This is a genomic window from Sphingomonas adhaesiva (assembly GCF_036946125.1).
Lineage (GTDB): Bacteria > Pseudomonadota > Alphaproteobacteria > Sphingomonadales > Sphingomonadaceae > Sphingomonas > Sphingomonas adhaesiva_A.
In genome coordinates this window covers 1,342,794-1,355,840 of the sequence record NZ_JAQIJT010000002.1, presented here as the reverse complement: position 1 = coordinate 1,355,840, position 13,047 = coordinate 1,342,794, and the positions used below count along the sequence as shown (strand labels likewise).

The following is a 13,047-nucleotide window of genomic DNA, read 5'->3' as shown; positions in this document are numbered from 1 at the left end:
GAGGTTATCCGTTCTGTAGCACGGTGCGGAACAGCGGATCCTCGAGCGCGCGGCCGGTGCCGATCGCGACGCAGATCAGCGGCTCGTCGGCGATCGTCACCGGCAGCCCGGTCTCGTCGCGCAGCACCTCGTCCAGCCCCTGGAGCAGCGCGCCGCCGCCGGTCAGGACGATGCCCTGGTCGACGATGTCCGCGGCCAGTTCCGGCGCGGTATTCTCCAGCGCGATGCGCACGCCGTCGACGATCGCGGCGACCGGCTCGCTGACCGCCTCGGCGATCTGCGCCTGGTTGATCTGGATTTCCTTGGGCACGCCGTTGACGAGGTCGCGGCCCTTGATGTGGACGGTCTTGCCGATGCCGTCGACCGGCGGCTTGGCGCAGCCCAGCTCCTGCTTGATCCGCTCGGCGGTGGCCTCGCCGATCAGGAGGTTGTGGTTGCGGCGCACATAGCTGACGATCGCCTCGTCCATCTTGTCGCCGCCGACGCGCACCGACGTGGTATAGGCGAGGCCGCGCAGCGACAGCACCGCGACCTCCGTCGTGCCGCCGCCGATGTCGACGACCATGCTGCCGATCGGCTCCGTCACCGGCATGTCGGCGCCGATCGCGGCGGCCATCGGCTCCTCGATCAGATAGACCGCGCTGGCGCCCGCGTTCTGCGCCGCGTCGCGGATCGCGCGGCGCTCCACCTTGGTCGAGCCCGAGGGGACGCAGATCACGATCTCCGGCCAGCGCATGAAGCGCCGGCGCCCGTGCACCTTCTCGATGAAATACTTTATCATCTGCTCGGCGACGTCGATGTCGGCGATGACGCCGTCGCGCAAGGGGCGGATCGCCTCGATCGTGCCGGGGGTTTTGCCCATCATCAGCTTCGCATCGTCGCCGACGGCCTTGACGCGCTTCTGCCCGTTGATCGTCTCCACCGCGACCACCGACGGCTCGTTCAGGACGATGCCGCGGCCGCGCACATAGACGACGGTGTTGGCGGTGCCGAGGTCGATCGCCATGTCGTGCGAGGTCATCTTGAACAAGCGCGAGAATACCATTGGGAGTGCGGTCCGTTGCATTGGTCGCCGGACGGTGCCCGGCGCGATGGTCACCTGTCGCGCAGCCCGCGGCTGTCATGGAAAACACGGCATCTGCGGGGTCGCGGGAGAGGGCCGATTGGGCTAGGGACTGCCCTGTGTCAATACGCCGTCTCCCGTCGCATCTGGTCAACCGCATCGCCGCCGGTGAAGTGGTGGAAAGACCGGCCAGCGCGTTGAAGGAACTGGTCGAGAACGCCATCGACTCCGGCGCCACGCGGATCGCGGTGGTGCTGTCGGCGGGCGGGGTCGAGCGGATCGAGGTGGCTGACGACGGCTGCGGCATGTCGCCGCCCGAGATCGCGCTGGCGCTGGAGCGGCACGCCACGTCGAAGCTGCCGGACGAGGATATCGACCGGGTCGAGACGCTCGGCTTCCGCGGCGAGGCGCTGCCCTCGATCGCGTCGGTCGCGCGGCTGACGATCGAGAGCCGGCCGCCCAAGGAGCGGGGGGGAAGCGAGGGCTGGGCGCGGACGGTCGACAACGGTACGGTGGAGCGCGACGGCCCCGCGGCGCTGCCGCCGGGCACGCGCGTGGTGGTGGAGGGGCTGTTCGCGCGGGTGCCGGCGCGGCGCAAGTTCCTGCGCTCGCCGCGGGCGGAATATGCGGCGTGCATGGACGTCGTGCGCCGGCTGGCGATGGCGCGACCGGATATCGCCTTTTCGGTCGAGCATGATGCGCGCCGCGTGCTGTCGGTCGCCGCGGCGGAGGGGCGGCCGGCGCGCGTCGCGGCGCTGACCGACCGCGCGCTGGCGGACAATTCGGTCGCGATCGACCTGACGCGCGACGGCCATGTGCTGGGCGGGGTCGCGGGGTTGCCCACCTTCCACCGCGGGGTCGCGGATCACCAGTATCTCTTCGTCAACGGGCGGCCGGTGAAGGACCGCCTGCTGATCGGCGCGATCCGCGGCGCCTATGCCGAGATGATGCCGCGCGACCGCCATGCGGTGGTGGCGCTGTTCCTCGACGTGCCGCCGAGCGAGGTGGACGTGAACGTCCACCCGGCCAAGACCGAGGTGCGCTTTCGCGATCCCGCGCTGGTGCGCGGGATGATCGTCTCGGGGCTGCGGCGCGCGCTGGATGCCGCCGGGCACCGCGTGGCGCATAGCGCGCCGGCGGACGTGATGGCGCTGTGGTCTTCCGGCCCCTCCCCCGCGGGGGAGGGGTTGGGGTGGGACAGTTCCGCCTATGCCGGTCTCGGTGAGATATCCCCCACCCCCAATCCCTCCTCCGAAGGGGAGGGGCTGAGGCTGCACGACCGTCGCCCGACCTTCTTCGCCCCGCCCCCCGCGGCGCGGGCCGAGGCGGCATGGGCGCCGCCGCCCGCGACGACCGACTTCCCGCTGGGCGTGGCGCGCGGGCAGGTGGCGAAGACCTATATCGTCGCCGAGGCGGAGGACGGGCTCGTCCTGGTCGACCAGCACGCCGCGCACGAGCGGCTGGTGCTGGAGCGGATGCGCGCCGCGCTGTCGGGCGGGCGCGTCGCGAGCCAGGCGCTGCTGCTGCCCGAGGTCGTCGAACTGGACGAGCCCGCCTGCGACCGGCTGGAGGCGCGCAGCGGGGAACTGGCGGACTTCGGGCTGGAACTGGAGCGGTTCGGCGCGCGCGCGATGCTGGTTCGCGCGACGCCCGCGCTGCTGGGGCAGGGCGATCCGAGGGGGTTGGTCACCGATCTGGCCGACGAGCTCGCCGCCTATGACGAGGCGCTGTCGCTGCGCGAGCGGCTGGACGCGGTCGCGGGGACGATGGCGTGCCACGGCTCGGTCCGCGCCGGGCGGGTGCTGTCGGTCACCGAGATGAACGCGCTGCTGCGCGAGATGGAGGCGACGCCGCGTTCGGGCCAGTGCAATCATGGCCGCCCGACGTGGGTGAAGCTGGCGCATGGGGATATCGAGAAGCTGTTCGGGCGGCGGTGACGGGTGTGCGGCACCCGCGCGCCCCTACCGGACGCCGGTCTTCGATGTTGCGCGCGATCCCGCCGCACTCATGGCGCAAGATCGGTGAACCGGCCGCCGGGGCGGACGTGGCGGTTTGCGTTCATGCCCGCGCAACCTTCGGCGCGGCTGCGCATTCAGCATCTCGAAGCCCGGATCACCGCAAGGGTCGACGATGAAACACTTTTTTCCGCTGATGTTGGCCCTGGTCCCGCTCGCCGCCGTGGTCGGTGCGTGCGTGGCGGTGCCCTGAACACGAGCCCCCCGGGCGTCGCGCCCCCACCCCCCCGAACAGCGGCGCCCAACGGAAAGGCCCGCCCGGATCGCTCCGGGCGGGCCTTTTTGCATCCCTCGACGAAGGAAGCGCTGGGGGAAGCGCGGAGCCTCAGCCCTGCGCGTCGTCCGACTGGACCTCGGCGGTGGCGCCGGGCTCCGCATTGGGATCGTAGTCCTCGGTGAAGCCGCCCTGGTCGCGGCCTTCCTCGAAGACCTGCTGCATGACGTCGACACCCGCAGCCTGCATCTCGGCCTCCTCGGGCGAGCGCGCCACGTTGACCTTCACGGTCACGGCGACTTCGGGATGAAGCTGCACGCGCACGTCGTACAGGCCGATCGACTTGATCGGGCGGTCCAGCACGACCTGGCTCTTGGTCACCTTGTGACCATCGGCCACCAGCGCATCGACCAGATCGCGCACCGCGACCGAGCCGTACAGCTGGCCGGTGTTCGACGACTGGCGGATCAGCGTGACCTGCGCGTCCTTGAACGAGCCGGCTTCCTTCTCCGCTTCGCCGCGGCGGTTCGCGTTCTCGCTCTCGATGCGGGCGCGGTTCGCCTCGAAGACCTTGCGGTTGGCTTCGTTGGCGCGCAGCGCCTTCTTGCGCGGCAGGAGGAAGTTGCGGGCGAACCCGTCCTTCACCTTCACCACGTCGCCGATGCCGCCGAGCTTCTCGACGCGCTCAAGCAGAATGACGTCCATCTGCTCTTCTCCTTACTTCACGACGTAGGGCAGCAGGCCCAGGTGGCGGGCGCGCTTGATCGCCTGCGCCAGCTCGCGCTGCTTCTTGGCGCTCACCGAGGTGATGCGCGACGGGACGATCTTGCCACGCTCGGACACGAAGCCCTGGAGCAGGCGCACGTCCTTATAGTCGATCCGGGGCGCATCCTTGGCGCTGAACGGGCACGACTTGCGGCGGCGGAAAAACGGACGCGCCATTATGCGGCCTCCTCTTCACGGTCACGACGGGGGCCACGGTCACCACGATCGCCGCGCTCGCCACGGCCACCCTCGCGCCCGCCTTCACGATCGCTGCGACGCTCGCGGTCGCGCTCCTGCTTGCGCATCATCACCGTCGGGCCGGCTTCGTGGCCGTCGACGCGGACGGTCATGTAGCGGATGATGTCCTCGTTGATGCCGGTCTGACGCTCCAGCTCGGCGACGGTGTCGCCCGGTGCGTCGATCTCGAGCATCACGTAATGCGCCTTGCGGTTCTTCGCGATGCGATAGGCGAGCGACCGCAGACCCCAGGTCTCGGTCTTGACGACCTTGCCGCCGTGGTCGGCGACGATCTTCGTGGCGGTTTCCGCCAGCGCGTCCACCTGCGCCTGTGCCAGATCCTGGCGCGCAAGGAACACGTGCTCGTACAGAGCCATGCACGTACCTTCTATGTTGGCCGATCGCTGACGTGCGCCCCATGCGTCACGCCCCTCCGGCTGTCGTTCACAAACAGCAAACGGGCGGGGAGGCATGGCCATCCCGCCCGGTGCGGATGAGCCCTTGGCGCAAGTCGTGCCGAAAAGCAAGCCGGATCGCCGCCACGGTTGACCGCACCCGCCGCCCCCGCCTAGCAGCGCAGCCCTTCGTATCAAGGAGAGGCCTCATGCGCGCGTTCATCTTTCCCGGTCAGGGCAGCCAGGCGGTCGGCATGGGGCAGGCGCTGTTCGACGCCAGCCCGGTCGCGCGCGAGGTCTTCGGCGAGGTGGACGAGGCGCTGGGCCAGAACCTGCGCCGCCTGATGGCGGAGGGGCCCGCGGACGCGCTGACGCTGACCGAGAATGCGCAGCCCGCGATCATGGCGAACGCGATCGCGACGCTGCGCGTGCTGGTACGCGAGGGCCATGTGACGCTAACCGACAAGGCGGACTATGTCGCGGGCCATTCGCTGGGCGAATATAGTGCGCTGTGCGCGGCGGAGGCGCTGGACCTGTCGACCACCGCCCGGCTGCTGAAGCTGCGCGGGCGCGCGATGCAGGCGGCGGTGCCGGTGGGCGAGGGCGCGATGGCGGCGCTGCTGGGAGCCGACGTCGAGAAGGCGCAGGTGATCGCGGGCGCCGCGATCGATTCGATCCTGGCGGAGGGCGGCGAGGAGCTGGTCTGCACCGTCGCCAACGACAACGATCCGTCGCAGGTGGTGATCTCCGGCCACCGCGTCGCGGTGGAGCGCGCGGTCGCGCTGGCGAAGGAAATGGGCGCCAGGCGCGCGGTGCTGCTGCCGGTGTCGGCGCCGTTCCACTGCGCGCTGATGGAGGATGCCGCGACCGCGATGGAGGCGGCGCTGGCCGACGCGGACCTGCGCGCGCCGCTGGTGCCGGTGTTCGCGAACGTCGACGCGGCGGCGGTGGCCGACGCGGGCGCGATCCGGCGGCTGCTGGTGGAGCAGGTGACCGGGCGCGTGCGGTGGCGCGAATCGGTGCTGGCGATGGCGGCGGCGGGGGTGACGGAGTTCGTCGAGTTCGGCGGCAAGGTATTGTCGCCGATGGTCAAGCGCATCGTCCCGGACGCGGAGGCGATCAGCGTGGTGACGATGGACGACATCGAGGCGCTGCTTAAAAGGATGTGATGTTCACGCGAAGCCGCGAAGACGCAAAGATGATGGACATTGAGGCAGCCGCTTCGGATGTCATCGACGTCGCCTTTCGGCTGCATCGTGACTTAGGGCCCGGTCTGCTGGAGAGCGTCTATGAAACTGTGCTGGCGGCAAAGCTGGCGCGGCTGGGATACGAGGTTCAGCGGCAGGCGCCGGTGTCCTTCGACTTCGAGGGACTCTCGTTCGAAGCGGCGTTTCGGATCGACATTCTCGTTGGCGGCTGCCTCCTTGTAGAGATCAAGTCAGTCGAGCGGCTGAATGCCGCTCATGCCAAGCAACTGCTGACATATCTCAGGCTGACAAAGCAACCGCTCGGGCTTCTCATCAATTTCGGTGGCGCGACGTTGAAAGAGGGACTGCGGCGTGTCGTGAACGGCCACAACACCTTTGCGTCTTCGCGTCTTCGCGTGAACCAGATCAACGGAGAATGACATGTTCGACCTCACAGGGATGACCGCGCTGGTGACGGGCGCTTCGGGCGGGATCGGGTCGGCGATCGCCAAGGGGCTGGCGGCGCAGGGGGCGCGGTTGGCGGTGTCCGGGTCCAATGTCGACAAGCTGGAGGCGTTCCGCAGCGGGCTGGGCGGCGATCATGTCGCGCTAGCGTGCGACCTGTCGGACGCCGCGGCGGTCGACGGGCTGGTGCCACGCACGGTCGAGGCGCTGGGGAAGATCGACATCCTGGTCAACAATGCCGGCGTCACGCGCGACAACCTCGCGATGCGGATGAAGGACGACGAATGGGATCAGGTGATCCGCGTCAACCTGGAGGCCGCGTTCCGGCTGATCCGCGCCGCGGCGAAGCCGATGATGAAGGCGCGGTTCGGGCGCGTCATCTCGATCACCTCGGTCGTGGGGCAGACCGGCAATCCGGGGCAGGCGAACTATGCCGCGTCCAAGGCGGGGCTGGTCGGCATGTCCAAGGCGCTGGCGCAGGAACTGGCCACGCGCAACATCACCGTCAATTGCGTCGCGCCGGGCTTCATCCGCTCGGCGATGACCGACGTGCTGCCCGAGGTGCAGAAGGCCGCGCTGACGCAGCGCATCCCGGCGGGCGACCTGGGCACGGGCGAGGACATCGCCGCGGCGGTCGCCTATCTCGCCAGCCGGGAGGCGGGATACGTCACCGGCCAGACGATCCACGTCAACGGCGGCATGGCGATGGTTTGACGCCGGAGCGGGTTTGACCTGGATCATTCGGGTTAACGGTTGGACTTGTCAGGCGACCAACCCCGTTCTACCTGCGTTCAGCAATTCGAATTCTACCCCCCAATGTGAAAGAGGGAAAGTTATGAGCGAGACCGCCGACCGCGTGAAGAAGATCGTCGTCGAGCATCTCGGCGTCGAGGCCGAAAAGGTGACCGAGGACGCCAGCTTCATCGACGATCTGGGCGCGGACAGCCTCGACATCGTCGAGCTGGTGATGGCGTTCGAGGAAGAGTTCGGGGTGGAGATCCCGGACGACGCCGCCGAGAAGATCTCGACCGTGAAGGACGCGATCACCTACATCGACGAGCACAAGGGCTGAGCTGCGGTACGCGCGGACGGGCGATCCGCCCGCCCGCGCGGTCGCGAGCCCGATGCAGAGCGGCTCCCCTTCCTCGGCCAGAGGGCGGGGAGCCGTTTCGTTTTGAACGCCGAACCATTGTCGAAGACCGGCCGTGAGGAGAGACACGGCAGCGGTGAAGAAGGAAAGCCTATGCGTCGCGTCGTCGTCACGGGTCTGGGTCTCGTCACTCCGTTGGGAGCGGACGTGGAAACCGTCTGGGCCAATCTGATCGCGGGCAAATCGGGGGCGGGGACGATCACGCGCTTCGATACCACGGGCCAGAAGTGCACCATCGCGTGCGAGGTGAAGCCCAAGGATCACGAATATGGCTTCGACCCGGACAAGCGCGTCGACCACAAGGTGCAGCGTCAGGTCGATCCGTTCATCGTCTATGGCATCGATGCGGCGGGGCAGGCGCTGGAGGATGCCGGGCTGGCCGACATGGACGAGGCGACGAAGCTGCGCACCGGCGTCTCGATCGGCTCGGGTATCGGCGGGCTGCCGGGGATAGAGATCGAGTCGGTCAACCTCGCCGAGCGCGGCCCCGGCCGCGTCAGCCCGCATTTCGTCCACGGGCGGCTCATCAACCTCATCAGCGGTCAGGTGTCGATCAAATACGGCCTGATGGGGCCCAACCACGCGGTCGTGACCGCCTGCTCGACCGGCGCGCATTCGATCGGCGATGCGGCGCGGATGATCCGCGACGACGATGCCGACATCATGCTGGCGGGCGGTGCGGAGAGCACGGTCAACCCGCTGGGCGTCGCGGGCTTCGCGCAGGCGCGCGCGCTCAACATGAGCATGAACGACCGTCCGACCGAGGCGAGCCGCCCCTATGACAAGGACCGCGACGGCTTCGTGATGGGCGAGGGCGCGGGCGTCGTCGTGCTGGAGGAATATGAGCACGCCAGGGCGCGCGGCGCGAAGATCTATGCCGAGGTGGTCGGTTACGGCCTGTCGGGCGACGCGTACCACGTGACCGCGCCGCACCCCGAGGGCAAGGGCGCGGAGCTGGCGATGCGGATGGCGCTGCGCAAGGCGGGGATGGAGCCGTCGGATATCGACTATATCAACGCGCACGGCACCTCGACCATGGCCGACACGATCGAACTCGCCGCGGCGAAGCGCGTGTTCGGCGACGATCTGTCGGGGGCGTCGATGTCGAGCACGAAGTCGGCGATCGGCCACCTGCTGGGTGGCGCGGGCGCGGTGGAGAGCATCTTCTGCATCCTGGCGCTGCGCGATCAGGTCGTGCCGCCGACGCTGAACCTCCACAATCCGGACGAGGGGACCGAGGGCGTCGATCTGGTCCCGCTGACCGCGAAGAAGCGCGAGGTGCGCGCGGTGCTGAACAACAGCTTCGGCTTCGGTGGCACCAACGCCTCGCTGGTGATGAAGGCGGTCTAAGGGTGGTCCCCGGCGCAGGCCGGGGGCCAGTATCGGGCCGGCCGTAAGTGGACCCCGGCCTGCGCCGGGGAACAGGTTCATGCGCAAGATCGGCTGTCTCGGTATCATCGCAGCGCTGCTCGTCGCGGTCGGCCTGTGGGTCGCGCACGGGTGGAAGGGCGAGGGGCCGGCGGCGCGGCCGATCGCCTTCACCGTGCCGCAGGGCGCGACGCTCGCCTCCGCCGCGGCGCGGCTGGAGAAGGCGGGGGCGATCGCCTCCGCCACGCGGTTCCGGCTCCAGGCGCGCGTGTTCGGCGGCGGCGGATCGATCAAGGCGGGGGAGTATGAGATCCCCGCCGGCGCGAGCGCGTCGCAGATCCTGAGCATCCTGCAATCGGGCAAGGCGCTCCAGCGGGTCGTCGTGATCCCCGAGGGGTTGCCCTCGGTGATGGTGCGGGACACGCTGATGAAGGCGGACGAACTGACCGGCGAGGTGGCGACCCCGAAGGAAGGATCGGTGCTGCCCGACGGCTATTCCTACGAGCGCGGGGACACGCGCGCGGCGGTGCTGGCGCGGATGCAGGCGGCGATGACCCGCTACCTCGCCGGGGCGTGGAAGGCGCGCAAGCCCGCCTCCGTGGTCGCGTCGCCCGAACAGGCGATCATCCTCGCCTCGATCGTGGAGAAGGAGACGGGCAAGCCGGCCGAGCGCCGCACCGTGGCGGCGGTCTATTCCAACCGCCTGCGGCTGGGGATGCCGCTCCAGGCGGACCCGACGGTCATCTATCCGATCACCAGGGGGCGTCCGCTGGGGCGTCGCATCCGCCAGTCGGAACTGCGCGCGAAGAACGGCTACAATACCTATGCCAGCGCCGGGTTGCCGGTGGGGCCGATCGCGAATCCGGGGCGGCTGTCGATCGACGCGGTGCTCGACCCGGCGCCGTCGAAGGCGCTGTACTTCGTCGCGGACGGGACAGGCGGGCACGTGTTCGCCAACACGCTGGTCGAGCATAACGCCAATGTGAAGAAATGGTACGCGATCCGCCGTGCGCGGGGCGAGATGTAGCAGCGGGGGCGGTAGGACCGGGCCCGCTGCTACATCTCGCCCCGCTTTGGAGGCGCGACCGGGAATCGAACCCGGGTGCAAGGATTTGCAGTCCTCTGCGTCACCACTCCGCCATCGCGCCTCGATGCGGTGAGGCGCGGGCAATGTCGGGGTTTGGCGCGCGCGTCAACCCCGCCGCGGCGGAAAGCGCCTCGCCGGGCTCCGGGCAAGCGCGCACTGCACGGTTGGCCGAACCGCCGCTTCGCGATAGACGGACGCTGGCCGCGCACAACGTGTGTTGCATCCCTATAACAGCTATGCCACAGGAATGACGATGAACACGACCGCCACCGCCGTGCGACACGACGATTACGCCGCCATGCGTCAGGCGATGGTGGCCAGCCAGCTGCGCACCGTCGCCGTCACCGATCCGCGCGTCGTCGCGGCGATGGCGCAGGTGCCGCGCGAGAATTTCGTCCCCGCCGCGTCGCAGGCGATGGCGTACCGCGATACCGCGATCGACCTGGGGCAGGGGCGGCGGATGAATACCCCGCTGGCGACCGCGCGGTTGCTGGTGGAGGCGCGGTTGCAGCCGAGCGACAGCGTGCTGCTGATCGGGGCGGCCGGGGGCTATACCGCGGCGCTGCTCGCGGGGCTGGTGGCGGAGGTCGTCGCGGTCGAATCGCTTCCGGCGCTGGCCGGTGCCGCGCGCGAGGCGCTGTCGGGCACTGCCAACGTCACGTTGGTGGAGGGCGCGCTGGAGCATGGGCACCCCGCCGAGTCGCCCTATGACGTGCTGATCGTCGACGGCGCGGTCGAGGAAGTGCCGATGACGCTGGTCACCCAGCTGGTCGATGGCGGACGGATCGTCTCCGGCCTGATCGAGAATGGCGTGTACCGCCTCGCCGCCGGTGCGCGCCGCGGGGCGGCGTTCGCGCTCACCCCGTTCGTCGACGTCGATTCCGTGCCGCTTCCCGGCTTCGCGCGGCCACGCCGCTTCACTTTCTAAAGGGTCGTTCCACCTTGCGTTCGCGTCTGCCGTTGTTGACCTGCGTCGCCGCGATCGTGGCGACGCCCCTGTCCGCCGAAACGCTGCGGGATGCGCTCGCCAAGGCCTATGCCAACAATCCCACGCTGACCGCGCAGCGCGCGGCGCAGCGCGCCAATGACGAAAACGTGCCGATCGCGCGATCGGCGGGGCTGCCGGTGGTGTCCACCTCCACCGGCGTGACCGAGAACCTGATCCGCAGCGGCAACAGCTTCACCACGCCCGAGCGGCTGTTGCAGGGCAATATCGGCGTGACCGTGCCGATCTATCAGGGTGGCCGCGTCAGCAACGGCGTGCGCGCAGCGGAGATCCGCGTCGAGGCGGGACAGGCGAACCTGCGCGGGGTGGAGGCGACGACCTTCACGGATGTGGTCGCGGCGTACAACAACGTGCTGCGCGACGAGGCGATCGTAGCGCTGAACGCGCAGAACGTACGCGTGCTGGACACCAACCTGCGTGCCAGCCGCGACCGTTTCGAGGTCGGCGACCTGACCCGTACCGATGTCGCGCAGTCCGAGGCGCGGCTGAGCCTGGCGCGGGCACAGCTGCAATCGGTACAGGCGACGCTGATCGCGAGCCGCGAGAATTACGTGCGGCTGGTCGGCTCCGCGCCGGGGACGCTGGAGCCGCCGCCCGCGCTGCCGCCGCTGCCCGCCTCGCCCGATGCCGCAGTGGAGATCGCGCTGCGCGACAATCCGACGCTGCTGGCGGCGCAGCGGGCGCGGCTGGCGAGCGATTACGACGTGCGCGCCGCGCGCGCCGGGCGCCTGCCGCAGGTAGGCGTCACGGTCGGGCAGAATTACGTCAATTATCTCGGCAGCCTGGGGTCGGGGACGGGGCTGGGCGTGGGGCAGACGGGGACGTCGACCGGGATCGGCCTGCAGCTGAACCTGCCGCTGTTCCAGGGTGGCCTTCCCTCGGCGCGGATCCGCCAGGCGCAGGAGTTGCGCGGGCAGGCGATCGAGCAGGCGACCGCGACCGAGCGGCAGGTGGTCGCGTCGTCGCGCTCGGCCTATGCCATCTGGCGATCCTCTCAGGAGGTGATCGCCTCGGCGGAGGCGGCGGTGAACGCCAACAAGCTGAGCCTGGAGGGCGTGCGAGCGGAGAACAGCGTCGGCACGCGCACCATCCTGGACATCCTGAACGCCGAGCAGGAACTGCTCAACAGCCAGGTGACGCTGGTGACGGCGCGGCGCGACGCCTATGTCGCCGGCTTCGCGCTGCTGGCGGCGATGGGTCATGCGCAGGCGCAGGATTTGGGGCTGGACGGCGGGGCGCTGTACGACCCGACGATCCATTACCGCGAGGTACGGGGGCGGATCACCGACTTCGACGGGGGAAGGGCCGCCACGGCGGTCGCCCCGGGCACCGCGACCACGCCGGCACAGGACGCGACGGTGACGCGCCCGCTCGATCCGTTGCTCGACAGCAATGTTGACAGGACGCCCGCATTGACGACAGGTGTGGATCGACCGCGGCCGTGACGGCCGCGATGCCGTCACAGGAACCGCCGCGATGGGGGATATGAGCGCCGAACCGTCGATGGAGGACATCCTCGCCTCCATCAAGCGCGTCATCAAGGAAGGCGAGGCGCCTGGCCGCCGGGCCGCGCCGCGTCCGCTGGGCGGGCACGGTGGAGCGGGGGATGGCCATGGCGCCGCCGCCGTCGGCCAGGTCCCCGAGCGAGCGCCGGAACGTGCGCCCGAGCGCTTCCCCGATCGCGACCGCGACGCGGTGCTGGAACTGAACGACGCGCTTCACGCGCCGACCCCGCCGCCCGTCCCGGCCCCGCCGCCGCCCGCGCCGGAGGCGTTCGCCCCGGTCGCGCCGCCCCCGGCCGCAGCGATGACGGAAGAGCCGCGCGTAGCGGCACCCGCGGAGCCGGAGGAGGACATTCCCGTGTCGCCGCGGACGGTGGAGGCGACGCGCGATGCGCTGGGTGCGCTGTCGCGGCTGGTGGTGAAGCCCGATCCGGACGGCGACGGCACGCTGGAGGGGCTGGTGCGCGAGATGCTGCGCCCGATGGTGGGCGAGTGGCTGGACCGCAACCTGCCGCGTCTGGTCGAGCAGATGGTCGCGCGCGAGATCGCGAAGATCACGCGCGGGCAGGGTTGAAACGGGGCTGACCGCGGCG

At 69.7% G+C, this 13,047-nt stretch carries 14 protein-coding genes and 1 tRNA gene; 10 read left to right on the top strand and 5 right to left on the bottom strand.

Annotated features, from left to right (window positions below):
- Positions 1-4: 4 nt before the first annotated feature.
- The gene (locus PGN23_RS12765; RefSeq protein WP_335303294.1) at positions 5-1,045 is read right to left on the bottom strand and encodes a rod shape-determining protein; all 1,041 of its coding nucleotides are present in this window, start codon (positions 1,043-1,045) and stop codon (positions 5-7) included.
- A gap of 137 nt (positions 1,046-1,182) precedes the next feature.
- On the opposite strand from PGN23_RS12765, the gene mutL reads away from it, so the two are divergent.
- Entirely contained in the window at positions 1,183-3,000 is a 1,818-nt protein-coding gene (gene mutL, locus PGN23_RS12760) for a DNA mismatch repair endonuclease MutL (protein WP_335303293.1), read from the top strand.
- Between the two features lie 403 nt (positions 3,001-3,403).
- Here the strand turns inward: mutL and rplI are convergent, their stop codons facing one another.
- From rplI to rpsF, 3 genes are read right to left on the bottom strand one after another with little or no spacing between them, the layout of a single operon-like run.
- Positions 3,404-3,997 (bottom strand): 50S ribosomal protein L9, encoded by a 594-nt coding sequence (gene rplI / locus PGN23_RS12755; RefSeq protein WP_335303292.1) that lies wholly within the window; start codon positions 3,995-3,997, stop codon positions 3,404-3,406.
- A 12-nt stretch (positions 3,998-4,009) separates the two neighbouring features.
- On the bottom strand, positions 4,010-4,234 hold the full coding sequence (gene rpsR, locus PGN23_RS12750) for a 30S ribosomal protein S18 (protein ID WP_007403456.1): 225 nt from the start codon (positions 4,232-4,234) through the stop codon (positions 4,010-4,012).
- Positions 4,234-4,671: a 30S ribosomal protein S6 gene (gene rpsF / locus PGN23_RS12745; protein WP_335303291.1), complete on the bottom strand. Its 438-nt coding sequence runs from the start codon at positions 4,669-4,671 to the stop codon at positions 4,234-4,236. Before rpsF ends, rpsR begins: the two co-directional genes overlap by 1 nt.
- 227 nt (positions 4,672-4,898) lie before the next feature.
- On the opposite strand from rpsF, the gene fabD reads away from it, so the two are divergent.
- The 6 genes from fabD (at position 4,899) to mltG (ending at position 9,886) form a co-directional block, all read left to right on the top strand.
- Positions 4,899-5,858, top strand: a complete 960-nt coding sequence (gene fabD, locus PGN23_RS12740) for an ACP S-malonyltransferase (RefSeq protein ID WP_335303289.1) — start codon at positions 4,899-4,901, stop codon at positions 5,856-5,858.
- Positions 5,859-5,887: 29 nt separating this feature from the next.
- Positions 5,888-6,316 carry a GxxExxY protein gene (locus PGN23_RS12735; RefSeq protein ID WP_335303288.1) on the top strand — a complete coding sequence of 143 codons (429 nt, stop codon included), beginning with the start codon at positions 5,888-5,890 and terminating at the stop codon, positions 6,314-6,316.
- Between the two features lies 1 nt (position 6,317).
- Complete coding sequence (gene fabG, locus PGN23_RS12730; RefSeq protein ID WP_335303286.1) at positions 6,318-7,055, top strand: 3-oxoacyl-[acyl-carrier-protein] reductase; 738 nt, start codon at positions 6,318-6,320, stop codon at positions 7,053-7,055.
- Between the two features lie 121 nt (positions 7,056-7,176).
- Entirely contained in the window at positions 7,177-7,413 is a 237-nt protein-coding gene (locus PGN23_RS12725) for an acyl carrier protein (RefSeq protein WP_066486348.1), read from the top strand.
- Positions 7,414-7,584: 171 nt separating this feature from the next.
- Positions 7,585-8,841 (top strand): beta-ketoacyl-ACP synthase II, encoded by a 1,257-nt coding sequence (gene fabF, locus PGN23_RS12720; protein WP_335303285.1) that lies wholly within the window; start codon positions 7,585-7,587, stop codon positions 8,839-8,841.
- Between the two features lie 79 nt (positions 8,842-8,920).
- The gene (gene mltG / locus PGN23_RS12715; RefSeq protein WP_335303284.1) at positions 8,921-9,886 is read left to right on the top strand and encodes an endolytic transglycosylase MltG; all 966 of its coding nucleotides are present in this window, start codon (positions 8,921-8,923) and stop codon (positions 9,884-9,886) included.
- A gap of 47 nt (positions 9,887-9,933) precedes the next feature.
- Here mltG and PGN23_RS12710 read toward each other — a convergent pair.
- Positions 9,934-10,007 (bottom strand) — tRNA-Cys (locus PGN23_RS12710).
- 186 nt (positions 10,008-10,193) lie between these two features.
- On the opposite strand from PGN23_RS12710, the gene PGN23_RS12705 reads away from it, so the two are divergent.
- The 3 genes from PGN23_RS12705 to PGN23_RS12695 are packed head-to-tail and all read left to right on the top strand — an operon-like array spanning position 10,194 to position 13,028.
- A complete protein-coding gene (locus tag PGN23_RS12705) occupies positions 10,194-10,874 on the top strand; it encodes a protein-L-isoaspartate O-methyltransferase family protein (protein ID WP_335303282.1) in 681 nt (226 codons plus the stop codon).
- 14 nt (positions 10,875-10,888) lie between these two features.
- Positions 10,889-12,397: a TolC family outer membrane protein gene (locus PGN23_RS12700; RefSeq protein ID WP_335303281.1), complete on the top strand. Its 1,509-nt coding sequence runs from the start codon at positions 10,889-10,891 to the stop codon at positions 12,395-12,397.
- Between the two features lie 40 nt (positions 12,398-12,437).
- A complete protein-coding gene (locus tag PGN23_RS12695; protein WP_335303280.1) occupies positions 12,438-13,028 on the top strand; it encodes a DUF2497 domain-containing protein in 591 nt (196 codons plus the stop codon).
- Positions 13,029-13,047 lie beyond the last annotated feature (19 nt).